This is a genomic window from Pseudomonas sp. E1BtOHC1, from assembly GCF_058744285.1.
This window is the reverse complement of sequence record NZ_CP196023.1, coordinates 4304510-4325882: the sequence shown is the minus strand read 5'-3', so window position 1 is coordinate 4325882 and position 21373 is coordinate 4304510. Positions and strand designations below refer to the sequence as shown.

The 21373-nt window shown below is 64.7% G+C and carries 20 protein-coding genes; 7 read left to right on the top strand and 13 right to left on the bottom strand.

The window, feature by feature from the left end; translation table 11 throughout:
* Nucleotides 1–4: 4 nt before the first annotated feature.
* Nucleotides 5–1144 carry a UDP-4-amino-4-deoxy-L-arabinose aminotransferase gene (arnB, locus tag ACSSVC_RS19470; protein ID WP_492611212.1) on the bottom strand — a complete coding sequence of 380 codons (1140 nt, stop codon included), beginning with the start codon at nucleotides 1142–1144 and terminating at the stop codon, nucleotides 5–7.
* A gap of 457 nt (nucleotides 1145–1601) precedes the next feature.
* Between arnB and ACSSVC_RS19465 the strand changes: the two genes are divergently transcribed.
* Nucleotides 1602–2537: a site-specific integrase gene (locus ACSSVC_RS19465; protein ID WP_492611211.1), complete on the top strand. Its 936-nt coding sequence runs from the start codon at nucleotides 1602–1604 to the stop codon at nucleotides 2535–2537.
* 11 nt (nucleotides 2538–2548) lie between these two features.
* On the opposite strand, the gene ACSSVC_RS19460 is transcribed toward ACSSVC_RS19465, so the two are convergent.
* Nucleotides 2549–2761 (bottom strand): FecR/PupR family sigma factor regulator, encoded by a 213-nt coding sequence (locus tag ACSSVC_RS19460; RefSeq protein WP_346633029.1) that lies wholly within the window; start codon nucleotides 2759–2761, stop codon nucleotides 2549–2551.
* A gap of 224 nt (nucleotides 2762–2985) precedes the next feature.
* Between ACSSVC_RS19460 and ACSSVC_RS19455 the strand changes: the two genes are divergently transcribed.
* Both ACSSVC_RS19455 and ACSSVC_RS19450 read left to right on the top strand, forming a co-directional pair.
* A complete protein-coding gene (locus ACSSVC_RS19455; protein ID WP_346633028.1) occupies nucleotides 2986–3441 on the top strand; it encodes a glucosaminidase domain-containing protein in 456 nt (151 codons plus the stop codon).
* Complete coding sequence (locus ACSSVC_RS19450) at nucleotides 3435–3905, top strand: hypothetical protein (protein ID WP_346633027.1); 471 nt, start codon at nucleotides 3435–3437, stop codon at nucleotides 3903–3905. Before ACSSVC_RS19455 ends, ACSSVC_RS19450 begins: the two co-directional genes overlap by 7 nt.
* Before the next feature lie 18 nt (nucleotides 3906–3923).
* On the opposite strand, the gene ACSSVC_RS19445 is transcribed toward ACSSVC_RS19450, so the two are convergent.
* From ACSSVC_RS19445 to ACSSVC_RS19420, 6 genes are all read right to left on the bottom strand, one after another.
* The gene (locus ACSSVC_RS19445) at nucleotides 3924–4241 is read right to left on the bottom strand and encodes a hypothetical protein (protein WP_346633026.1); all 318 of its coding nucleotides are present in this window, start codon (nucleotides 4239–4241) and stop codon (nucleotides 3924–3926) included.
* Entirely contained in the window at nucleotides 4238–4948 is a 711-nt protein-coding gene (locus tag ACSSVC_RS19440) for an AzlC family ABC transporter permease (protein ID WP_492611210.1), read from the bottom strand. The genes ACSSVC_RS19445 and ACSSVC_RS19440 overlap by 4 nt, the downstream gene beginning before the upstream one ends.
* A 73-nt stretch (nucleotides 4949–5021) precedes the next feature.
* Nucleotides 5022–6509, bottom strand: a complete 1488-nt coding sequence (locus tag ACSSVC_RS19435) for an aldehyde dehydrogenase family protein (protein WP_492611209.1) — start codon at nucleotides 6507–6509, stop codon at nucleotides 5022–5024.
* Nucleotides 6510–6686: 177 nt separating this feature from the next.
* Complete coding sequence (locus tag ACSSVC_RS19430; protein WP_346633066.1) at nucleotides 6687–7157, bottom strand: sn-glycerol-3-phosphate transporter; 471 nt, start codon at nucleotides 7155–7157, stop codon at nucleotides 6687–6689.
* Between the two features lie 89 nt (nucleotides 7158–7246).
* The gene (locus ACSSVC_RS19425; protein ID WP_404940012.1) at nucleotides 7247–8731 is read right to left on the bottom strand and encodes an alpha/beta hydrolase; all 1485 of its coding nucleotides are present in this window, start codon (nucleotides 8729–8731) and stop codon (nucleotides 7247–7249) included.
* Complete coding sequence (locus ACSSVC_RS19420; RefSeq protein WP_404936872.1) at nucleotides 8722–9390, bottom strand: helix-turn-helix transcriptional regulator; 669 nt, start codon at nucleotides 9388–9390, stop codon at nucleotides 8722–8724. The genes ACSSVC_RS19425 and ACSSVC_RS19420 overlap by 10 nt, the downstream gene beginning before the upstream one ends.
* Nucleotides 9391–9614: 224 nt before the next feature.
* On the opposite strand from ACSSVC_RS19420, the gene ACSSVC_RS19415 reads away from it, so the two are divergent.
* Both ACSSVC_RS19415 and ACSSVC_RS19410 read left to right on the top strand, forming a co-directional pair.
* On the top strand, nucleotides 9615–11030 hold the full coding sequence (locus ACSSVC_RS19415) for an MFS transporter (protein WP_492611208.1): 1416 nt from the start codon (nucleotides 9615–9617) through the stop codon (nucleotides 11028–11030).
* A gap of 37 nt (nucleotides 11031–11067) precedes the next feature.
* Entirely contained in the window at nucleotides 11068–12387 is a 1320-nt protein-coding gene (locus ACSSVC_RS19410) for a DUF6687 family protein (RefSeq protein ID WP_492611207.1), read from the top strand.
* 113 nt (nucleotides 12388–12500) lie between these two features.
* Here ACSSVC_RS19410 and ACSSVC_RS19405 read toward each other — a convergent pair whose 3' ends face one another.
* Both ACSSVC_RS19405 and ACSSVC_RS19400 read right to left on the bottom strand, forming a co-directional pair.
* The gene (locus ACSSVC_RS19405) at nucleotides 12501–15773 is read right to left on the bottom strand and encodes a carboxyl transferase domain-containing protein (RefSeq protein ID WP_492611206.1); all 3273 of its coding nucleotides are present in this window, start codon (nucleotides 15771–15773) and stop codon (nucleotides 12501–12503) included.
* Nucleotides 15774–15822: 49 nt separating this feature from the next.
* Nucleotides 15823–17529 (bottom strand): AMP-binding protein, encoded by a 1707-nt coding sequence (locus tag ACSSVC_RS19400; RefSeq protein ID WP_492611205.1) that lies wholly within the window; start codon nucleotides 17527–17529, stop codon nucleotides 15823–15825.
* A 161-nt stretch (nucleotides 17530–17690) separates the two neighbouring features.
* Here ACSSVC_RS19400 and ACSSVC_RS19395 point away from each other — a divergent pair, with 161 nt between their 5' ends.
* Together ACSSVC_RS19395 and ACSSVC_RS19390 are read left to right on the top strand one after the other, a co-directional pair.
* Nucleotides 17691–18608: a LysR family transcriptional regulator gene (locus ACSSVC_RS19395; RefSeq protein WP_346633017.1), complete on the top strand. Its 918-nt coding sequence runs from the start codon at nucleotides 17691–17693 to the stop codon at nucleotides 18606–18608.
* A 130-nt stretch (nucleotides 18609–18738) separates the two neighbouring features.
* Nucleotides 18739–19356 carry a class I SAM-dependent methyltransferase gene (locus ACSSVC_RS19390; RefSeq protein ID WP_346633016.1) on the top strand — a complete coding sequence of 206 codons (618 nt, stop codon included), beginning with the start codon at nucleotides 18739–18741 and terminating at the stop codon, nucleotides 19354–19356.
* 109 nt (nucleotides 19357–19465) lie between these two features.
* On the opposite strand, the gene ACSSVC_RS19385 is transcribed toward ACSSVC_RS19390, so the two are convergent.
* The 3 genes from ACSSVC_RS19385 to ACSSVC_RS19375 all read right to left on the bottom strand — a co-directional run bounded on the left by ACSSVC_RS19385 (nucleotide 19466) and on the right by ACSSVC_RS19375 (nucleotide 21193).
* Nucleotides 19466–19945, bottom strand: coding sequence for a copper chaperone PCu(A)C (locus ACSSVC_RS19385; RefSeq protein ID WP_404936866.1), 480 nt, complete (start codon nucleotides 19943–19945; stop codon nucleotides 19466–19468).
* Entirely contained in the window at nucleotides 19945–20550 is a 606-nt protein-coding gene (locus ACSSVC_RS19380; protein WP_346633014.1) for an SCO family protein, read from the bottom strand. The genes ACSSVC_RS19385 and ACSSVC_RS19380 overlap by 1 nt, the downstream gene beginning before the upstream one ends.
* A gap of 226 nt (nucleotides 20551–20776) precedes the next feature.
* Nucleotides 20777–21193 carry an NUDIX hydrolase gene (locus ACSSVC_RS19375; RefSeq protein WP_346633013.1) on the bottom strand — a complete coding sequence of 139 codons (417 nt, stop codon included), beginning with the start codon at nucleotides 21191–21193 and terminating at the stop codon, nucleotides 20777–20779.
* Nucleotides 21194–21373 lie beyond the last annotated feature (180 nt).

The following is a 21373-nucleotide window of genomic DNA, read 5'->3' as shown; positions in this document are numbered from 1 at the left end:
GGCTTCAGTCCAGGAGGTTGGCAATGGCACCGGAGACCCGTTCGACATCGTCGAGGGTCATGTCCGGGAACAGTGGAATCGAGCATAGACGCGCCGAGTTCCATTCGGTGTGCGGTAGCCGCACATCGGGGAAGCGCTGTCGGTAATAGGTATGCAGGTGAGTGGCGATGAAGTGGATGCCGGTGCCGATGTTCTGTTCCTGCAGGCCCTTCATGAAGGCTTCACGGTCCAGGCCGCAGCGTTCGGCGTCGATACGCAGGATGAACAGGTGCCAGGCGTGCTGCTGCGGGTACTGGGGCAGGTGCAGGGGCTGCACCGGCAGACCTTTGAGGCGTTCCAGGTAAGCCTTGGCCAGCACTTCGCGCCGGGCGTTGATTTGGTCCAGGCGCTGCAACTGCACCAAGGCGATGGCCGCGTTGATGTCCCCCAGGTTGTACTTGAATCCGGGTTCGATCACTTGGGCCTGGGGCTTGCGGCCGTGGGTCAGGCGATCGTAGGCGTCCACGCCCAGACCGTGGAACTTGAGCATGCGCACCCGGTCGGCCAGGGCCTGGTCGTCGCTGACGAACATCGCACCTTCAGCGCAGGTCATGTTCTTGATGGCGTGGAAGGAAAAAATCGCCGTGCCCTGGGCACCGATGGCCCGGCCGCGATAGACGGTGCCGGCGGCGTGGGCGGCATCTTCGATCACCGGGATACCGTGCTTCTCCGCCAGGGCGTACAGCGGGTCCAGGTCGAAGGCGGCGCCGGCGTAGTGCACCGGAATGATGGCCTTGGTTCGTGGCGTGATGGCCGCTTCGATGGTGGCCGCGTCGCTCATCAGGGTGTCGGGGTCGACATCGACGAATACCGGGGTAGCCCCCAGCAGGCAGATCATGTTGGCCGTGGAGACCCAGGTCTGGGACGGGGTGATCACTTCGTCGCCGGGGCCAATGCCCAGGGCCAGCAGGGTGATGTGCATGGCGCCGGTGGCCGAGGACAGGGCCACGGCATGGCGAGCACCGACGCGGTCGGCGAATTGCTGTTCCAGTTCCTGGTTTTTCGGGCCGGTGGTGATCCAGCCGGAGCGCAGAACCTGCTCCACTGCAGCTATCTCTTCGTCGCCAATACTCGGACGCGAGAAGGGAAGGAAAGCCTGGTTCATGGTTACCTCGGGTTTAGCTGATGCCGGAAATACGGGGTGTTGCGCGTGAACGAACGGTTCAGGAAAAGCGGGGGAGGTCATGCAGTCATCAAGGCTCATCCAGTTATTGGGCCGGGGTGGCGATCCATGCAGCGTTTGAGTAAAGACGATGTTTGTTAAAAGTAAATGCGGATCAAGATGTTATCTTGGCAACCTGAGAAAACACTGCGTTTGGCAGGTGGCGTGTTGGTGGCTGAGATTAAGCGGAAAAATGTGAAACGAATATGAAAAATAGGGCAAAAGTCCGTTTTTCTGCGGGCCAGACAGCTGCTGTTCAGTTTGTTTATATCGTTGTGAATCAATCCCCTGGCAGCGACTGTTTTAGCTGTTCTGCAGCGACTGTTAAAGGGACTGCCAAGCTTGTTCTTTTCGGCTTGCTCCGGGTGTCACCGGGTGCAACCTGGGGGCTGGAGTACCGATGAATAGCCAGCAACATCAACCCTGTGCTGCCATTGCCAACCCGTTGCGCCTGTACCTGGCCCGTTTGGCGCCCTCCAGCCAGTCGACCCTGCGTTACGTGCTGCAGGACGCCGCCGACCGCCTGGGGTATGACGAACTCAACCTCGAGGACATCCCCTGGCACCAACTGCAACCCGAACAGGTGACCGCCCTGGTGGCCACGTTGCGCCGTGACGGCTATGCCCCGAGCACCTCGTCGCTGTACGTCAATGCCCTGCGCGGAGTGATGAACGAAGCCTGGCGCAGCAGCCTGATCAGCCAGGATCACCTGCTGAAAATGCGCTCGGTCAAGGCCATGGGCGGCACACGCCTGTCCCGGGGGCGCAATCTCAAGCGCGGCCTGATCCAGGAACTGATGGCGGTGTGTGCCGCCGATCCGCGTCCCCAGGGCGTGCGCGACGCGGCCATCATTGCGGTGCTGTACGGCTCGGGCATGCGCAAGTCCGAATCGGTGAACCTGGACCTGGCCCAGGTGGACTTCGCCCAGCGCAGCCTGCAGGTGCTGGCCAAGGGCAACAAGCAACTGATCAAGTACGCTCCCTCTTGGGCCTTCGACAAGCTGCAGGCCTGGTTGGAACTGCGCCGTTCGTACCTGCCCGAAGGCCTGGAGGACGATGTTTTTCTGTTCAACCGGATTCGTCGCGGCGGTCATATCACCCGTGAACGCATCAGCAAGCACGCCATCTACTACATTGCCCGCCAGCGGGGCGCCCAGGTCGGCGTGCGGATCATGCCCCACGACTTTCGCCGTTCGTTCATTACCCGGGTGATCGAGGAACATGACCTGTCGATCGCCCAGAAGCTGGCGCACCACACCAATATCCAGACCACCGCCAGCTATGACATGCGTGACGACAACGAGCGGCGTCGGGCCATCGATCGCTTCGACCTGTGAGTGTCAGCCGTTCAGGAGGTCGGCAGGGAAGGGGACAGATGCCCGGTAAAATCCCAGGCCTCTAGCATTTTCGCGTATTCAAACGCGTGGCTGGGATCGCTCTGCAGCCAGTCTTCGAAAGCCCGGCGTTCCTCCAGGCTGCAATCGGCCTCGCGCAGGCGTATGCACCAATGGGCGGCCTGCATCATCAAGTATTCATCTGCTTCGCTGGCAGGACTGTTCATCGCTCTGTCCTTGTTCAAAGTGGCGCGGGTCATGAGGGCGACGTGCGGCACGTAGAAATCACTTGCAATCTAGAGTGTATAACGAGAAAAAAGCGTCAATTTTTTGCGTGAGATCAGTCATTCGTGTCGGCGCACCGGTCTGAGGCAAGGCCTGGATGCTGCTCTATAATCGGCATGTTTCACCTGTGGCAAATGGAATCGACCAGTCAAATGAGGGAGCAATCGTGAGCGCCAAACTGTGCAACAACACCAATGCCGTCACCTTCGTCAGTAAATACAAGGCGGCTTGCCAGCCGATCGCCGATCAACTGGACCTGCCGGTGGAAAACATCCTCGGCCTGGCAGCCCAGGAGAGCCAGTACGGCGCCGGACGCATTGCCCGCGAGCTCAACAATTACTTCTCCCTGCATGCCCCGGCGCCCCTGCAAAGCGGTGCCGAGGCGCCCCAGGGCAACGCCAGCATCAAGGTGGCGAAGTTCGACTCTTTCCAGAAATGCGCCCAGTCCTTCGCCTTGCGCTATGGCTCGTCGGTCCGTAGCAAGCGCGACCCCATGGAGTTCGCCCAGGCCCTGGTGCGCAGCGGCTACAACAGCGGCGACGCGGCCACCGGTGGTCGCAACGGTTTCGCCGAGTACCTGGCGAAGATCATCGTCGCGGTCAGAGGGCGCATGGCGTGCTGAGAAAAAATCCCCACTCATGGTTGCTGGGCCTGCCCCTGGCCTGCGCCGCGCTCGTCGCCTGCGCCGGTAACGCCCTGCAGCCGGCCGAGGTCAAGGCCACAGGCCTGACCCGCGAGCAGGCCCAGGAAGTGCTGCTGGTGGCCTTGAAGCATCAGGACTATCAACTGAACAAGCCCGGGGTCTTTGTCGATGGTGACCTGCAGGACGACAGCGGCCAGCCGCCGCATCCGGGGTACTTCGACTTCAGCCTCGGCTACAACGACCCCAAGGCCGGCGCCACTGAGTACTGGGGCCTGTTCTCGGTGAGCACCGCCACCGGCGATGTCTGGGAAATCAACAGCTGCAAGCGTCTGGACGGCAGTGAGTTGCGGGCCTTGCAGGGACAGATCATGGCCCGTACCGGCAAGACCCTGGTGGATGAAGAACCCCAGCGCCAGGGACTGGGTTGCGAGGATGAACAATAGTCCCGGCACCGGCCTGCATCAGGCCGCGGCGGTCAGGTGCAGCACCGCAAAATAGGCCGCCGTACCGATCACTGCGCTGCTGATCAGGCCCAAGCGGTTGCTCAGGGCGATGGCCCCCACCAGCAGCAGGGACACCGAGGCCGCCAGGGGCTCGCGGCTCATCTCGCTGAAGGCGATGTACACCGCGAAGTTGATGAACACCGCCACCGGCAGTACCCGCTCCAGGCAACGCTGCAGGCCGGGCTGCAAGCGGATGCTGACGAACGCCGGAATAATCCGTACCAGGCAACTGGTGGCCAGCAGTGCAGCGATGGTGACCCAGGCCGAATCGCTCATAGCTTGGCCCTCGTCAGCAAGGCTGTGGTGATCAGCACACTGGGAATCCAGAAATACAGGGGGCCCAGGAACATGATCAGTACCAGGGTCACCGCCACACAGAGCGCCACCATCGACAAGAAGGCCAGGCGGCGTTCGTGCGCAAGGCTCAAGCGGCTGCGCAACTGCGCCAGCGACAGGTACATGAGCACTACGCTGGCGGGGTAGCCCAGGTTGACCTCGGTGCCGATCCACTGCAGGGGCAGCCATTTGCCCAGCAATGCCCCCAGAACCCCGGCCAGTGCCCAGGTCAGGAAAATCGTCCCGCGTATCATCAGCAGCGTGGCCGGACTGTCCCGTTCGTGCTCGGTGGCGTAGGCCTCGTCCCCCAGCATATGGGCCGCACCGACCTTCTGCAGGAACCCCCGGGGCAACCGCGGGCTCGAGGTGAAGGCAATGGGCAGGTAGCGGCTGTTGATCGAGGCCGAGACCAGCAACAGGGTGAAGAACCCGGCTCCCGACTGGGCCAGGGGCAGGGCGGCGAACTGACCGCTGCCGGTGAATCCCAGGAGCCCCACCAGCGCCACCTCCAGCAGCGACCAGTCGGCGCGACCGGCCAACAGACCGAACAGCATGCTTACCGGGACAATCGCCAACGCGGCCGGGGCCACCCTGCGCAGGGTGGCTGGCGTGCTTTGCGCTAACGGCATCTGTTGCTCGACCTGCATAGGTTTCTCCACCTTTGAATCACTGCTGCAATAAACAGACAAGAACATCATCTCTTTGAGCTTTCTCCCTGAACTATCTCCCCGGCGCGACCTCGTCGAAATCGTACGAGGCCGATAGTTCCTGCCCGAGGTCGTGACGAATAACGACCGTCTTGGGACGCCTGAAAGCGTCCAGTGCCCTGGGTGCCAGGTCGTCGAGCCAGCGGTTGCCATCAGTGGTGCTGTCGCCAGTGAGCGCCTGGTTGACCCGGACCCGAGTGGCCAGGAGCCGTTGGCAGGCCAGCAGCGCTTGCGCCGGATCATTGGAAAACAGGGTCGCCTCAACGCTTGCGGGACAGTCGTTGGCCAGTTGCACGGCTTCGCCAAGATCGGTCACCCGGCGAATGAGGGCCACCGGCCCCAGGCATTCTTCCTGGGTAATGGCCATGTCGTCGTCGATCTCGGTGAGGATCACCCACGGATGGAACCAGCCGAGCACCGGCGCATCCGGGCATTCATCCCCGCCTGCCACCCGTGTCGCGCCTTTGGCCAGGGCATCGTTCACCAGCCGCATGACCTTTTGCTGCGCCGCTTCGCTGATCAACGGGCCAATGGAGCAGGCCGCCTTGTGCCCCTGACACTGGACGCGGCTGTGCTCGATGAACTGGCGGACGAACTGATCATGGATCGATTCTTCGACAAAGAAGTGCTGGATCGACAGGCAACTCTGGCCACTGCGACCGAAGGCGGCGCTCACGCCGCAGGCAGCGGCAAGGTCCAATCGGGCATGCCGGGACACGATCATCGAGCCGCGCCCGGCGCTCTCGATCACACAGGGTTTGAGCAGCTCCGCGCAGGTCACCGCCACCGCGCTGCCGGCGGCGACACTGCCGGTGAAGGCCACGGCGTGGGTGCCGGAGGACTGCAACAGCCATTGTCCGGTGCGCGCGTCTCCGGGGATGCAGGACACCAGGCCCGCCGGCAGGCCGACAAAGTGCTGCATGAACGCCAGGGTCGACAGGGTGGCGTGTTCCGCAGGTTTGACAATGCAACTGTTGCCTGCGGCCAGTGCTGCCGCCACCGTCCGGCACATCAGCTCGATGCCCTGGACAAACGGCAGGATGTGCACGCTGACCCCGTAGGGCTCGTAGCGCAGCTGGCACAGTGCCGCGCCGGGCGTGCCGTGGGCTGGAGCAGGGCTGCCGGCGTCGGTCAGATCCGCGTAGTAGCGCAAGATCCCCGCGCAGTGGCTCAGCTCGCGGTTGGCTTCAGCCGGGGACAGCGCCTGCTCGAGGATCATCAGCTGGACAATCTGTCGGTTGAGGGCGCTGGCGGCTTCGATGCTGTCCGCCAACTGATGCAACAGTGCCCTGCGCTGATCGCCGTCCAGCAGGCGCCACAATTCATGGGCGACGTTGGCCGCATCCACGGCCAGGCGAATATCGCTCTTGTCGCAATAGGCAATCTGCCCCACAGGCTCCAGCGTGGCCGGATTCACCGCCTGGCGTGAATCACTGCCAGACGCCGGAAGGAACAGCGGATTGATATAGAACTGCGGGGTCCGGGGTTGAAAACCGTGCATTGGAAGGTCCCTTTCCAAGTGTGCCGGGACTGGCAACTGTGTGGACGCCGCACCGTTGAAACCTGGGCGTTGATGGCCTGGGCAAAGACCCGGGGCGGCGCCGCGGTCATTCGTCGGGGGAGTCTAGGAAAGGGACTGGGACAGCGTCTTGTACGATTGTGCGACTTTGCCGGGTGCTTAGAAGCGATAGCCCACGTTGACCATCACTGCTGCAGCGCCCAGCACCACCAGTTCAGTGCCCACCGGCCCGTAATGCACGCCCAGCGCAGGAATCAGCACCGGCGCCACGCCAAAGTGGTTCAGCGGGATCTTGTCCTTGTAGTCGCCCTTGTAGCCCTGGATCAGGCCGCCGCTGAGCTTGGCGTAGACCGGCCAGTCCGCATGCTCCCAGGCCTTGCCGACGTAGGCGTAGTAGGAACGCTGGGAGAAGGAGTTGCGAAAGGTGCTCACGCCCCATAATTGGCCGTCGGCGTAGTTGTGCTCCAGGCCGATCAGGTCCTGGTGGTTGTTGTGGTCGGGATCGTTGCTCCAGTGGTTGGTGTAGACGCTGGTCTGCACGTACCAGTAGTCCTGTTGCTCGGCGGCTTGCAGCGTCTGGGTGGCGGCGGCCAGCAGCAGGGCCAGGCTCGCGGCTTGGGTTCGAAGCATGGGTTTCATCAGGATTCCCTGCCATCACGGCAGTCGTGCCCCCTCGCAAATCAAGGGGGAAAAGGGCGCTGACGCTAACACCCGACCATTCAACGAATCAATGACTGAACTGTTGCTTGATCTATATCAGCTTCGATGCGCTGCATCAGGTAGGGGAAGAACGGGTTGGCGGTCAGGCGCATCAGCTCATCCATGGGTACCACCAGCACGCCGCGTTCGCCGCGGGCGGCGATGGTGCCCAGGTGCACGCCGAAGTCTTCTCCGGGGTTGGGCTGGGTCCCGTACAAACCGTCGTCCACAGGGAACGGCAAGGCCACGTGGGACAAGGAAAACACCCCGGCCGGATAGGCCAGGTCCAGGGGCCGCCGACGGCTGTCCAGGCTCAGGGCTGGGGTGCTGATCTCGTCCAGGTTCGCACCGCCGGCGCCTTCATTGGTCAGCACCCGGGTGCTGTAGTTGCGCGGCGGTGCCGGCAGCAGGCTGGCCAGGGAGGTGAGACTGGCGGGGTCCAGCAGGCCTTCGAAGTCGCGGTCCCGGTTGAGGTCGAAAATCACCAGTTCACTGCCATTGGCCGGCAGTTGCCGGTACAGGCCGGTGACCAGGGCGGGGGTACTGACCGTAGCATCGGTCAGTGACTGGAAGCTGAGGATCGGCGGCAACCGGTCCAGGCGTGGATCGCCCACCCTGGCCAGCAGCTGGCTTTGCAGGGCGTCGGTCAGCAGCCAGGACTGGCGCGCACCATTGACCGGAAACGAGTTGTACTTGAACGGGTTGTACTCAGGGCGCAGGTTCAGCCAGGCCGCCTTGCTGAAGGCCGGAAACACCGCCGGCCAGCCGGCCAGACCGGCAAAGCGCGCCGATGGGGCCACGCCGATCATCGGCGAAATCAGCACCAGGCGCTGGGCTTGTGGCAACTGCGGATCGTCGAGGGCGTCCAGGGCGTACTTGACTGCCAGGGCGCCACCGTTGGAGTAACCGACGATATGCAAGGGCCCAGGCGCCGGGACTTCGGCCCGGGCGGTACGCAGGGCCAGGCGGGTGGCGGCCAGCCAGTCCTGCCAATGGGCGTCGGTCAGGCCCGCCGGCACGGTGCCGTGGCCGGGCAGGCGCAGGCCGATGGCCAGGTAGCCGTGTTCGACGTAGCGCCGTGCAACGTGGCGCAAGCTGTAGGGCGAGTCGGTCAAACCGTGCAGCAGCACCACCACGCCCCGTGGCGTGCCTGGGGGCCGCAGCAGGTAGGAGCGGTTCCAGTCGGTGGCAAAGCGGGGCGGGTAGACCCGGCTGTCCACGCGATAACGGTTGAAAGGCGGGACCTGGGTCGGGTCCAGGCGGTCGCTGACTTCATGCCGGACTTCGGCAAACAAGCTGTCCTCGGCCTGCAGCCAGGCCGCCCAGTCAGCGCTATCGATCTGTTCGATGCTCAGTTCATGGGGCACCCGCAGGTGCCAGGGTTGCAATGCCGGACCGCGCTCACTGTCGAAGGCGCGCCAGGCCAGCAGGGTGAATGCGGCAACGCCAAGGATCAGCGCGCCGCGCTTGAGCAGGCGGGACAGGGCAGGAGCGATCACGGGCAGGGACTCGGTTGAGTGGCACAGATGCGATAGACGCAGCGTCGATCGCCAGTAATCAGGTGTTCCACGCGCTGCACCTGGCCCAGCTCGCCAATGGCGGCCTGGAACACCTGCAGTTCGGAGCGGCAGAAGCCCTGGCACTGCTGGGCGGCGACACAGATCGGGCAGTGACTCTCGATCAACAGCCAGCCGTCGCCGTCGGCCTCGACGCTGGCCATGTAGCCGGCGACTTCACGGATCTGCGCCAGGGCCCGGACCCGCTCTTCCAGGGTCGGCAGCGGGGCGCAGACGTCGAGGTACTGCGCCGTGTTGACCCGCTCCATGTCAGTGACGATGCGCTCCACGCCGTCGGACCCATAGACCGCGCGAATCGAGTCGATCAGTTGCAGGGTCAGGTGGGCATGGGTGTCGGGAAAGCGGGCCTGGGCCTGCTCGGTCAACACCCATTTCTGCGACGGACGCCCGGCGCCCTGGGCCGGCATCATCTGCCCGGCGATCAGTTCACCGTCCAGCAGCTTCTGTAGCTGCTGGCGGGTGGCTTCCAGGGAGACCTTGAGCAGCGGGGCCAGGTCGGCGGTTTTCAAGGGGCCGCGGGTTTTCAGCAGAAACAGAATCCGCTCGGCGGTAGCTCCGGGGTTCTTCTTCTCGGCAGGGGAGGACATCGAGGACATGCTGGGCCATTAACCAATGCGCAAGTGGGGTATCAAGGGCGTACAGGACGCGGCAAACCACGCAAGCATAACAGGCTGCAGCCTCGGGACCCGGCCATTGTCGCTCTTCGAACGGCGGATTGGGCAAGGGGGCTAAGCCATGAAAAATTAATTATCAAAGTAATTGCTTGTGTAATACAGTGCGGCTTCATCGAACAACCCGAAGGGAGCAAAGCATGGCTTCGACAAGCGGATGGTCGGCACTGTTACTGGGCAAGAACGGACTGCGCTCGGCAGCCCTGGCCGGTGGCGTGGCACTGCATGCAATCAACGTGTACCTGGTCACCACGCTGTTGCCTTCGGTGGTCAAGGATATCGGCGGCCTGGACTATTACGCCTGGAATACCACCTTGTTTGTGGTGGCCTCGATCATCGGCTCGGTGCTGTCCACCCGAGCTCTGGGGGTACTGGGGCCGAAAGTCGCCTATGCCCTGGCCGGGCTGGTGTTCATGCTCGGTTGCGGCCTGTGTGCCCTGGCCCCGGACATGGGCTGGCTGATCTTCGGGCGCAGCGTCCAGGGGCTGGGCGGAGGGCTGTTGTTCGCCTTGCCCTACGCGATGATCCGGTTGGTATTCGATGAGCCGCTCTGGCCCCGGGCAATGGCGCTGATTTCCGCCATGTGGGGCGCGGCCACCTTGATCGGCCCAGCAGTGGGCGGGGTCTTCGCCGAACACGGAGCCTGGCGTGCGGCGTTCTGGGTGCTGCTGCCGTGCACCTTGCTGTTCATGCTGTTGGCGATCGCCCTGTTACCGGGGAAAAGCCGTGAAGCGGCGCCGCGCAGTCCTATTCCCGGCCTGCAACTGGTGTTGCTGACGGCGGTGGTGCTGGCGATCTCCATTGGCAGCATTACGCCTTCACCCGGGTACAACGCCTTGGGCCTGGGAGTCGGCCTGGGCCTGCTGCTGGTGGTGGGGCTCGTGGAAAACCGCTCCCGCAAACGTCTCCTGCCCCGTGACAGCCTGAAGTCCGGCAGCCCCTTGCTGGCGCTGTACCTCTCCATGGCGCTGCTGGTGGTGGGCATGACCAGCGAGGTCTTTGTGCCGCTGTTCCTGCAAGTGCTGCACCAGCAGACTCCCTTGCTGGCGGGTTACATCGCCGCGCTGATGGCGGCCGGTTGGACCCTGGGGGCGATCTTCAGCTCCGGCCTGAGCCCCCGGGGTGCGTCCCGCGCCATCGCCAGCGGGCCATTCCTGGTGGTGGCCGGTCTGCTTCTGGCCTGCCTGTTCATGCCCGCTACGGCTACGCCAGTCCTGAGTCTGGGGGCGGTGTGCCTGGCCATGTTGCTGGTGGGCACAGGGATCGGCCTGGCGTGGCCGCATCTGTTGTCCCGGGTCCTGGAAAACGCTACCGATGATCAGAAGGAGCTGGCAGGTGCCTCGATCACCACCGTGCAACTGGTGGCCACGGCCCTGGGCGCGGCGCTGGCTGGGATGATTGTCAACCTGGCCGGCCTCAGCTCCACCGCAGGCGTTGCCGGTGCGGCCCAGGCCGCGGCCTGGCTGTTCGGTCTCTATGCCGGGGTGTCGGCACTGCTGTTTATCAGCATGCGCCAGGTCCGGCGCAGCCATGCCCGGGCCCTGGCCGAGGCTTGAAGCCTACCTGGATTCATCACTTGGCAAGGACGTACAGATGAACAGCCTCAATACCGCAAGTCAGGAACAGGGTTGGCTTTTCGATCCGGGTGTCGCCCCAGTATTCGCGCACCTGGACCTCAGGCTGCTGGGAGGACGCGCCATCGGCATTGCCGACAATCAGTTCACCGATCTGCTCAGCGTTCTCGGCGGCCCCGGCTGCGGGGTGCGCAATGGCAACCCCAGGGATTTGCGCCAGGAGAATCTGCGCCAGTTCAGTTATCGCCTGGACGGTTCGGGGGAACTCAAAAGCGCAACGCCGGCGCTGCGGGAGCTGCCCCAGAGACTGACCTCCGGCGCCGGCGAAGCGCCGCTGGAGCTTGGCCTGCAACCCTGGCGCCTGGGGCCCCACAGCCCCTACGGATTCCTGCCCCTGGGCCAGACCCGCAGACGGGACAATATTTCCCTGGACTCCATCGACAATCCGGCCACTGTGCTGACCCTGTCCCATTGGCCGGCCAACAAGACCCCCAGTGCCTACAAGGCCAACCTGTCCACCGCCAGTGCCCTGATTTTTCTTCAGCAGGGGCTCAGGGTGGAGCCGGCGCAGGTGATCACCAGCGACCATTTCGATCTTGACGGACTGGCCTCGGTCTACGCCTTCCTGGCCCCCGAGCATGCTCTGCGGCACCGTCAATTGCTGATCGATATCGCTCGACTCGGCGACTTCACCCGGGGCACTTCGCCCCAGGCCCTGCACTGCGCCTTTACCCTGCATGCCCTGGCCGCCCGAGTGCGCAGCGACAGTCAGGGTGGCAACGACCGGCAACTCATGGCGCGCTTCACCGCACTGCTGCCGCAACTGGCCGATGTGCTGGATAACACCCGGCGTTACGCCGAACTCTACCGTCCGGCCATGCAGGACCTGCAGCGCAGCACGGCGCTGGTGGAGCATCCCGCCACACGGATCGAGGAATACCCGGATATCGATTTGGCGATCTTTCGCCTGCCGCAAGGGGCATGGCAGGGCGAGGGCGAGTACTTCGGCCTGTCGCCGGTGGCCTTGCACAATCGCAGTCGCTGCGCGGTGCTGGCCATCGTCAACCAGGGGCGCATCGAAATCCGCCAGCGTTACGAAAGCTGGGTCGAGCGCAGCAGCGGCATTCCCCGGGCCCGTCGGGACCTGGCGATTTTCGCCCGGGCCCTGCAGGAAACGGAGCGTACTCCAGGGCAGTGGCACTACGACGGGGTGCAGGCAATCATGCCGAGCCTGAGGTTTGTCGCCGACCGGCCCAGCAGCCACTCCAGCGACAAGCTGCTGGCCGAACTGCGCCAGTTCCTCGACCAGGCCCCGGTGGCCTGGGATGCCAACCTGTAGGAGCCTGCTTGCCGGCGAAGCGGCTTTTGAGGCTTGTGTTGCTCTTGCGGGCGTCTTCGCTGGCAAGCCAGCTCCTACCAAGCCAGCTGCGGTACAGGCCGGCTGCGGGTGGGTTACCAGGTGTCGATGAAGCCTTGGGGGCGCTCGGTCCAGGGTAGCGGCCGGGGTGCTGCCTGCAGGCCGCGAAGCAGCCAGGAGCGGCTGTCCAGGGGGTCGATCACGGCGTCGATCTCCAGGTAGCTGGCCATGTTCAGGGCCTTGCCCTGGGCGTAGGCCTTGGCCACCAGTTTGTCGAACAGCGCCTGACGCTCCAGGGGCTCGGGCTGGGCTGCCAGTTCCTTGGCAAAGCCCAGGCGTACCGCACCCTCAAGGCCCATGGCACCGAACTCGGCGCTGGGCCAGGCCACGGTGAACATCGGGTTGTGGAAGCTGCCGGCCGCCATGGCCTGAGCTCCGAGGCCATAGCCCTTGCGCAGCACCAGGGTGAAGAACGGCACCGTCAGGCTGGCGGCGCTGACGAACATCCGCGACACATGGCGCACTGTGGCTTGCTGTTCCGATTCGGGCCCGACCATGAACCCCGGGGTGTCGCACAGGGACACCAGGGGCAGGCCGAAGGCTTCGCACAGGCGCATGAAGCGCGCGGCCTTGTCGCCGGCCGCGGCGTCGATGGCGCCCCCCAGCACCGCTGGGTTGTTGGCGATCAGGCCAAAGGCCCGGCCCTCGATCCGGATCAATGCGGTAATCAGCCCCGGAGCGAACTGGCGCCGCAACTCCAGCACGCTGCCACGATCGGCAAGGGTCTGGATCACCCGGCGAATGTCGTAGACCCGCAGGCGGTTTTCCGGGATCAGCTGGCGCAGTTCCCGCTGGTCCGCGCAGTGCCAATCCTTGAGCGGCCCCTGGAAGTAGCCCAGGTATTGCTTGGCCACCGCCACGGCTTCGGCCTCGTCCTTGACCAGAACATCGATCACGCCATTGGGGCCTTGTACCGATGCCGGGCCCACTTGCTCGGGAGTGAAACTGCCCAGGCCGCCGCCCTCGATCATCGCCGGGCCGGCCATGCCGATGCTGGCGTTGGCCGTGGCGATGATCAGGTTGCAGCAGCCCAGCAGCGCGGCGTTGCCGGCAAAACAGCGGCCTGAAGCGATGCCCACCGTCGGCACCCAGCCGGAGAGCCGGGCCATGGCGGCAAAGGTATGGCAGTCGAGCCCCGCGACCCCGACAAAATCGCTGTCGCCGGGGCGACCGCCGCCGCCTTCGGCAAACAGCACCACCGGCAGCCGCCACTCCTGGGCTAGGCTCAGCAGGCGGTCGGTTTTCTTGTGGTTCATCACCCCCTGAGTGCCAGCGAACACCGTGTAGTCGTAGGCCAGGGCCAGGCAACGGGCAGACGGGCCGTCAAACAGCTCGGCATTGACCGTGCCGATGCCGCCCACCAGGCCGTCGGCGGGGCTCAAGGCTTGCAGTTCCTCGAGGCTGCGCCGCCGGCGCTGAGCCGCCAGGGCCATGGCGCCGTATTCCATGAAACTGCCCGGGTCCAGCAGGTCGTCGAGGTTCTCCCGGGCGGTGCGCTGGCCAGTCTTGCGGCGCTTGGCCAGCGCTTCCGGACGCTGGGCGTCCTGCAACAGGGCGTGGCGTTGGCGGACTTCGGCCAGATCGGCGCGGATCAACTCCAGGTCAATCTGCTCTTCGCTGCACAGGCCGCTACCGGCGACTTTGGCCGGCTCCAGGAACAGCAGCGGCTGACCTTCGCTGACCGCGTCACCGACCTGGGTTGTCAGGGCCCGGACGATCCCGCTGCACTGGGTCTTGACCTCGAACTCCATCTTCATCGCTTCCAGCACCGCCACTCGCTGGCCGACCTGCAAGGTATCGCCCTCGGCCACTTCCAGGGTCACCACAACGCCGGTGCTCGGGGTCTCCAGGGCCAAGGTGCCCGGGGGCGCCTGTACGTTGGCGCGGATCTGCCCAGGGGCCAGCGGCTGTTGGGCAAAGAACAGCGACCGGTGCCCATCGGGGGCGACTTGGGCCAATGTGGCCCAGTGCTGCTCGACGAAGCCGGTGTTGACCTGATGCTCGGCCACCGCCGGATGGCGCAGCAGGTTCTGCAGTAGCCCGAGGTTGTTGGCCACGCCTTCCAGGCGGAACTCGCAGAGCCCGCGATAGGCCCGCCCCAGGGCGCTGGAATAGTCCGTGCCATGGGCGATGAGTTTGGCCAGCAGCGAGTCGTAGCTGGGGTTGACCGGGTACCCGGCATAGCCGTAGCCATCGACCCGCAACCCGGGACCGCTGGGGGGCTCATAGGCGCTCAAGGTTCCGGCCACCGGGCGGGTGCCGCCATTGGCCAGCTGTTCCTCCAGATTGATCCGCACCTGCAGCGCAAACCCCTGGGGCGTCGGCGCTCGGGTCAGGCCCAGGCTGTCCAGGGACGCACCGGCGGCCAGGCGCAGTTGGGTGTGCAGCAGATCGATACCGGTCACCGCCTCGGTCACCGTGTGCTCCACCTGGATTCGCGGATTGGCCTCCATGAAGTAGAAGCGCCCCGGCCGCTGCTGATCGAGGAGGAATTCGAAGGTGCCAATGCCCTGGTAGTGCACCCGACTGGCCAGTTGCAAGGCGGCGTCGATCAGTTGTTGGCGCAGCTCGGCGGGCAGGTCCGGGCTGGGGGCAATCTCCACCAGCTTCTGATGGCGGCGCTGCAGGCTGCAATCGCGCTCCCACAGGTGGCTGACCGCGCCGCTGCCGTCTCCCAACACCTGGATCTCGATGTGCCGAGCGCGTTGCAGCAACTGTTCGACATAGAGTGCGCCATTGCCGAACGCCGCCTGGGCTTCGGATTGGCAGCGGGCAAAGGCCTGTTCCAGTTGGCCGCTTTCGGTGACTGCGCGCATGCCCCGACCACCGCCTCCGGCCAGGGCCTTGAGCATCAGCGCGCCGTGTCGCGTAAAGAAGGCGGTCGCCTGTTCCAGGCTCACCTGATGGTTGATCCCGTCCAGCAGCGGCACCCCGCAGTCCTGGGCCAGGGCCCGAGCCGCGGCCTTGTCGCCGAACAGTTGCAGCACCTCGGGCGCCGGTCCAATGAAGGTCAGGCCGGCCTCCAGGCAGTCCCGGGCGAAGTCGGCGTTCTCGGCAAGAAAGCCGTAGCCGGGGTGAATCGCTGTACAGCCGTGCACCTGGGCCAGGCTGATCAACTGCTGCCGATCCAGGTAGGCGGCTACCCCGCGCCCTTTCAGGGGCAGGGCCAGATCGGCCCGGCGCAGGTGCAGGCTGGCAGCATCGTCCTCGGCGTACACCGCGACGCTGCGAATGCCCAGGTCGGCGCAGGCCCGGGCGATACGGATGGCAATCTCGCCGCGATTGGCGATCAACAGACTCTGAAACATGGCAATTCTCACAATGGCAAAGGGCGGCTCAGGCGTTTCACACAGTCGCTCAGAGCTGTTGTTCCAGCTCGTTTTTCTTGACCTTGCCGGTGGCGGTCATGGGCAGACTGCTCACCAGGCGGATCTCCGGCACCTTGTAGGCGGCCATCACCTGCTGGCACCACGCGGTCAGGGCCAGCGGGTCCTGGGGGGCGTCCGGCTTGAGCACCACAAAGGCCACCGGCTGCTGGCCGCGACGCTCATCGACACGGCCGATCACCGCGCTGGCCAGCACCTGGGGATGCTGGCCGAACAGCGCCTCCAGCTCGCTGGGAAACACGCTCATGCCATTGACCTTGAGCATCTCCTTGCGCCGTCCCAGGTAGCGGATAAAACCCTGTTCGGTGATTTGCCCCAGGTCGCCGGTGTGCAGCCAGCCGTCGCGCAGCACCGCTGCGGTTTCTTCCGGCCGTTGCCAGTAGCCCTGCAGCAGGGACGGGCTGCGCACGCAGAGTTCACCTTCGCTGCCCAGGGGCAACAGGGCGCCGCTGACAAAGTCGCAGACCTTGAACTCGGTGCCCGGCACCGGCAGGCCGACAAAGGTCGGAGGGCTCTTGAGGTCGAAGTCGTCATGCTGCAGACCGGCGGTGAAGGTGTCGCAGGTGTGGGTTTCGGTCATGCCGAAGCTGAATTCGAACAGCGTGCAGCCGGTCAGTTGCCGCCAGCGCCGACGGTAGTCCGGGGTCAGCTTCTTGACGAAGGAGATGCAGCCACTGGCCCGCAGCGAGCCGAGGTCAAAGTCGGCAACGGCGGGGTGCTCCAGGACTTCGGCGGCGCTGTCCACCAGCAAGCCGCAATGGCTGACTCGGTAGTGTTCGATCGCCGCCATGAACGCCAGCGCGTCCCAGCGCGCTAGCAACACTAGGCGGCAACCGGCGTAGATGGGAAACAGCAGGCCGGCGTTTTCCCCGGCGATCCAGAACTCGGGAAGGAAATTCAACATCACGCTGCGCTGCTCCAGGCCCAGGGCCATGGGCACGTAACTGGCGCAGGTGTAGAGCATGTCGCCGTGGGTATGCACGCAGCCCTTGGGCAGGCCGGTGGTGCCGCCGGTGTAGTTCAGGGCGGCGATGTCCTCAAGGGCAGGGCGGTGCCCGGGCGTGGCGGCGCGGCAGTTTTCCAGGGCAGGGTAGAAGTCCAGAACCCCGGCATCCAGGCGTTTGGGCGCCAGCAGCAGGTCCGGCACCGGAATGCTCGGAGTCGCCGGGCACAGCTCCGACAGGCTGGTGGCCAGGATCCGGGTCAGGGCGCACGTCGGCGCGACGGCGTGGACCACATCGAGCAATTGATCGAAGCACAGGATCACCCGGGCACCGCAGTCCTTGAGCTGGTATTCCAGCTCCAGCGTGCGGGCCAGGGGGCTGACCGGGGCGTAAACCGCGCCGCACTTGAGGATGCCCCAGAAGCCGATGTGCAATTGCGGGCAGTTGGGCATGTACACCGCCACCCGATCGCCAGGGCCGACCCCCAACTCGCCGAGCAGGGCGGCGCAACGATCGGAGAGCCGATCCAGCTCGCTGTAGCTCAGGCTGTGACCGTAGAAATCCACGGCCACGGCATCTCCTCGCAGCTGGGCCCAGGTCCGCAGGTACTGGGTGAGCGGTTGCCGGCCGTGGGGATATTGCGCAGTACGCGGTGCTCCCTCGGGCCAGGCGGCCTGCTGCAAGGCGTGAAGATGCTGCTGATAGGCCGCGAGATGCTGATCCGCAAGGTCCATGGTGCCTCCTGATTTTTGTTATGGGCGGGGCCATCTTAGGCAGCCCCCGCGGGGTCACAGAACCGACGGTTATTCATCGAGATTCATGAATGCGCTACATGGTTCGGTCCGCCATGGCGGACTGTTAGCCTGCACCGGGTCGAGACTGCGAGGACGCAACCATGAACTCACCGCATGAATGGTCGGGGCTCAGCCGCCTGGACTTGAACCTGTTCCGGGTCTTCGAGGTGGTGTACCAGGAGCGCAACCTGACCCGCGCCGCCTCGGTTCTGCACCTGAGCCAATCGGCCATCAGCCACGCCCTGGCGCGCCTGCGGGCGCAACTGGATGACCCGCTGTTCGTTCGCGAAGGCTACGGCGTGGCGCCTACGCCCCTGGCCAAGCAACTGGCGCCGGGCATCCAGGACGCCCTCAGCGGCCTGCGCCGCAGCCTCAACCCGAACCAGGCCTTCGACCCCCAGCGTGACCGCCGGCGCTTCACCCTGAACATGCCGGAACAACTGGAGCCGGTGATCCTGCCGTTGATCCTGGCGCACCTGAACCGCGTCGCTCCGCACCTGGAGGTGCGCAGCACCAGCGTGCATTGGGCCGACCTGAAGCTGGAGATGATTGCCGGACGCATCGACCTGGCGATCGAACTGTCACGCCTGACCGATCCGCAGTTGCAACAGCAATTGCTGCTGCAGGATTCCTTCTGTGTGATGGCCGGCCCCGGCTTCAGCGGCGAGCTGACGGTGGAACGCTACCTGGCGGCCGAACATGTGGCGGTGACCTCCCGGCGCCGAGGCATCTGCGTCGAAGACCTGGCCCTGGGGCACCTGGGGGTGGTGCGGCGGATCCGCCAGCACTGCCAGCATTTCCTCACCGCCGCGCAACTGGTGGCCCAGGGCGACTTCCTCCTGACCCTGACCCGCAACAATGCGCAACTGATCAATGCCGGCCTGAACAACCGCATTCTCGACATGCCCCTGACCCTGCCGCAGGTATGCCTGAACCTGTACTGGAGCAAGCAGGTGCAGAACGAATCGGCCAACCGCTGGTTGCGTGGGCAACTGCTGGAGCTGGCGGGGCGCACTTGAAGCGGTCTTTTATCAAGTGGACAACACCGGGGACAGCCGTTTCGCGGCCCGACGGTACCACCTACTTCGCCTTGCCCCCTGCTGCTGTGCTGTAATCCGCAGCCACCGAACAGCACAAGGAAGCCCGTGGATGCACGAATCCGCTCGTCACATCGTCGATCTGTACCAGCGTCATGCCCAGGCCTGGGACCGGGCGCGGCAGGCCAGCACCCAGGCCTTTCACAGTGAACAAGCCTGGTTCGAGCGCTTTCGCCAGGTCATGGGTTCGGGCCGACAGGTACTGGACCTGGGCTGCGGAGGTGGCGAGCCGGTAGCGCGCTATCTCATCGAGCAGCAATACGCGGTCACCGGCGTCGACAGCTCCGCTGCCTTGCTGGAGCAGTGCCGCCAGCGCTTTCCCCAGCAGCAATGGATCAACGCCGACATGCGCGGTCTGGCCCTGGACCAGGACTTTGCCGGCATCCTGGCCTGGAACAGCCTGTTCCACCTGAGCCCGGATGATCAGCGCGCCATGTTCGCCGTGTTCGAACGCCACGCCGGCCCGGGCTGCGCCCTGATGTTCACCAGCGGACCTGCGGCAGGAGAGGCCATCGGCGAGTTCGAAGGCGAGGCCCTGTACCACGCCAGCCTGGACCCGGGGGAATATTGCACCTTGCTCGACACCCATGGTTTCGAGGTGGTGCAGCAGGTCAGTGAAGACCCGGAGTGTTGTGGGCTGACGGTGTGGTTGGCGCGGGGGATTTATTGAGGTTCCGGCGGCCCCGTCTCTTGGCAAGGCACAGGGCAAAAAAAAGCCGGTTTCCGTTGAACAGAAACCGGCTGTATCAGGTCTTGGGAGCGCTTTCGCTCACCGCACTTTAGTGTTTCATCATGCTGTGATCCGGCGCATTCAGCGCTCGGGCTTGGGCTTCGACCTTGATGGTTTCCTTCTCGCCCTTGGCATTTTCCACGGTCAGGGTCAGGGGCACTTTGTCGCCGGCCTTGATCTGGCCGGTGAGCTCCATGAGCATCACGTGATAGCCGTGGGTGTCCAGGCTGACTTTCTGCCCGGCCGGCAGAGCCACGGCGTCCACTTGCTGCATGCTCATCACGTCGTTGTGCATGCTCGACTGGTGGATCTGCACGTTCTTGGCCACGGGCGATTGCACTTCAACCAGCTTGCTGTCGCTGCTGGCGGTGAGGTCCATGAAGGCGCCGCTGGCGTGCTGGCCAGGAACCGTGGCGCGGACCCAGGCATTGTCCACCTGGGTCGCGGCGCCGGCGGTGCCGGCCAGGCCCAGCAGGGAGAGCATCAGCAGGGCGGATTTAATCCGGGATGGGCGACGTTGCGAGTTCATTAGCAGACCTCCATGACGGTGAGCAGATCTTCCGCGCACTCTTGGGCGTTGAGGGACTGGGACAGACCCAGGCGCAAGGTGCCCCGGGAGTCGTAGACGAAACTGGTGGCGGTGTGGGACAGGGTGTAGGTCGAACCGCTGGGGATCTTCTCGTAGAACACGCCGAATTCCTTGGCGGTGGCCGCGGTTTCTTCCAGGGTGCCGTAGAGCGCCTCGAAGCTCGGGTCGAAGGCCTTGACGTAGGCGTCCAGCACCTCGGGCGTGTCGCGCTCGGGGTCCAGGGTGATGAACACCACTTTCAGGCGTTCGCCGTCACGGCCCATGAGTTTCTTGGCCTGGGCGGCGCGGGCCAGGGTAGTGGGGCAGATCGCCGGGCACTGGGTGAAGCCGAAGAAGATCATCGGCATCAGGCCACGGTAGCTGGACAGCGACTTGGTTTCGCCCTGGGAGTCGGTGAGTTTGAAGGTGCGGCCAAGAATCTGATTGCTCAGGTCCTTGCCATATTTGAAGGACAGTCGGGGACTGTTGTCGCAACCGGCGAGCAGGCCCAGGCCGAGCACCCCGGCGCTGGTAAGCAGGGTGCGGCGAGTCAGCAAAACACTCATGAAATAACGCCCTTTGAACAGCCAGACAGGCAAAAACCCGCGCATGGTAACAAACAGACGAAAGCGGCGGCGGGCTAATTAGACCAATGCCTGCGGCCATCGGTCGCAGCCTGGGCTGAGGATTGTGCCGACTCAAGGGCAATGTCGATCGTGGTCGGGAGGCGCGCAGCGCTGTTGCCGCCAGGCCCTGGACGAGCAGCCTCAGGGCCTTGGGCGATATGCGCGTTCAATCTTCCAGCGCCGCGATCTGCACCAGCGCCCGCACGGCGACGCGGGTGGCCAGGGTCAGGGGCTTGGGCAGCCGGTCCAGCTCGAACCAGGCGATATCGCTGTGCTTGTGCGGCTCGTTGTTACGCGGCTCCATGGCCGGGGCCGAGGCCAGGTACACCGGGGAAACCCAATGCTCCTGCCGTTCGGGGTCGATCTGGTCCGCCACGCATAACAGGCTGACGCCTTGCAGGGTCAGTCCGAGCTCTTCGAAGATTTCACGGCGCATGGCCTGCTCCGCCGGTTCCAGCCAGTCGACCTTGCCACCGGGCAATCCCCAGCAACCGGCTTCGGGGTCCCGCAGGCGCTTGACCAGAAGTAACTGGCCGTCGCGGACGATGGCGGCGCCGCATCCCAGGCGGGGCTGTTGAGACATGGCGGTGCTCCTGTGCGTTGGGGGAGGGGCAAGGCCCGTGGTCCTGCCCGGCAGTTGCTGTGCGGTTCGCACACTATCGACTGTCGAGGATGACAACCGCGTGTTGCATTGTTGTTTATTTGTAACTATCAAGGCACAGGGCTCTAAGCCGCTTCAGTCCCCGGCCTGGAACCCGACTGC

Bases quoted from the DNA above. Each gene is read 5' to 3' on its own strand.
- ACSSVC_RS19415 (WP_492611208.1), top strand. From the start codon at position 9,615: ATGGCTTCGACAAGCGGATGGTCGGCACTGTTACTGGGCAAGAACGGA.
- ACSSVC_RS19405 (WP_492611206.1), bottom strand. From the start codon at position 15,773: ATGTTTCAGAGTCTGTTGATCGCCAATCGCGGCGAGATTGCCATCCGT.
- ACSSVC_RS19380 (WP_346633014.1), bottom strand. From the start codon at position 20,550: ATGAGTGTTTTGCTGACTCGCCGCACCCTGCTTACCAGCGCCGGGGTG.
- ACSSVC_RS19410 (WP_492611207.1), top strand. From the start codon at position 11,068: ATGAACAGCCTCAATACCGCAAGTCAGGAACAGGGTTGGCTTTTCGAT.
- ACSSVC_RS19375 (WP_346633013.1), bottom strand. From the start codon at position 21,193: ATGTCTCAACAGCCCCGCCTGGGATGCGGCGCCGCCATCGTCCGCGAC.
- ACSSVC_RS19420 (WP_404936872.1), bottom strand. From the start codon at position 9,390: ATGTCCTCCCCTGCCGAGAAGAAGAACCCCGGAGCTACCGCCGAGCGG.
- ACSSVC_RS19395 (WP_346633017.1), top strand. From the start codon at position 17,691: ATGAACTCACCGCATGAATGGTCGGGGCTCAGCCGCCTGGACTTGAAC.
- ACSSVC_RS19440 (WP_492611210.1), bottom strand. From the start codon at position 4,948: ATGCAGGTCGAGCAACAGATGCCGTTAGCGCAAAGCACGCCAGCCACC.
- ACSSVC_RS19445 (WP_346633026.1), bottom strand. From the start codon at position 4,241: ATGAGCGATTCGGCCTGGGTCACCATCGCTGCACTGCTGGCCACCAGT.
- ACSSVC_RS19400 (WP_492611205.1), bottom strand. From the start codon at position 17,529: ATGGACCTTGCGGATCAGCATCTCGCGGCCTATCAGCAGCATCTTCAC.
- arnB (WP_492611212.1), bottom strand. From the start codon at position 1,144: ATGAACCAGGCTTTCCTTCCCTTCTCGCGTCCGAGTATTGGCGACGAA.
- ACSSVC_RS19435 (WP_492611209.1), bottom strand. From the start codon at position 6,509: ATGCACGGTTTTCAACCCCGGACCCCGCAGTTCTATATCAATCCGCTG.
- ACSSVC_RS19465 (WP_492611211.1), top strand. From the start codon at position 1,602: ATGAATAGCCAGCAACATCAACCCTGTGCTGCCATTGCCAACCCGTTG.
- ACSSVC_RS19460 (WP_346633029.1), bottom strand. From the start codon at position 2,761: ATGAACAGTCCTGCCAGCGAAGCAGATGAATACTTGATGATGCAGGCC.
- ACSSVC_RS19430 (WP_346633066.1), bottom strand. From the start codon at position 7,157: ATGCTTCGAACCCAAGCCGCGAGCCTGGCCCTGCTGCTGGCCGCCGCC.
- ACSSVC_RS19390 (WP_346633016.1), top strand. From the start codon at position 18,739: ATGCACGAATCCGCTCGTCACATCGTCGATCTGTACCAGCGTCATGCC.
- ACSSVC_RS19385 (WP_404936866.1), bottom strand. From the start codon at position 19,945: ATGAACTCGCAACGTCGCCCATCCCGGATTAAATCCGCCCTGCTGATG.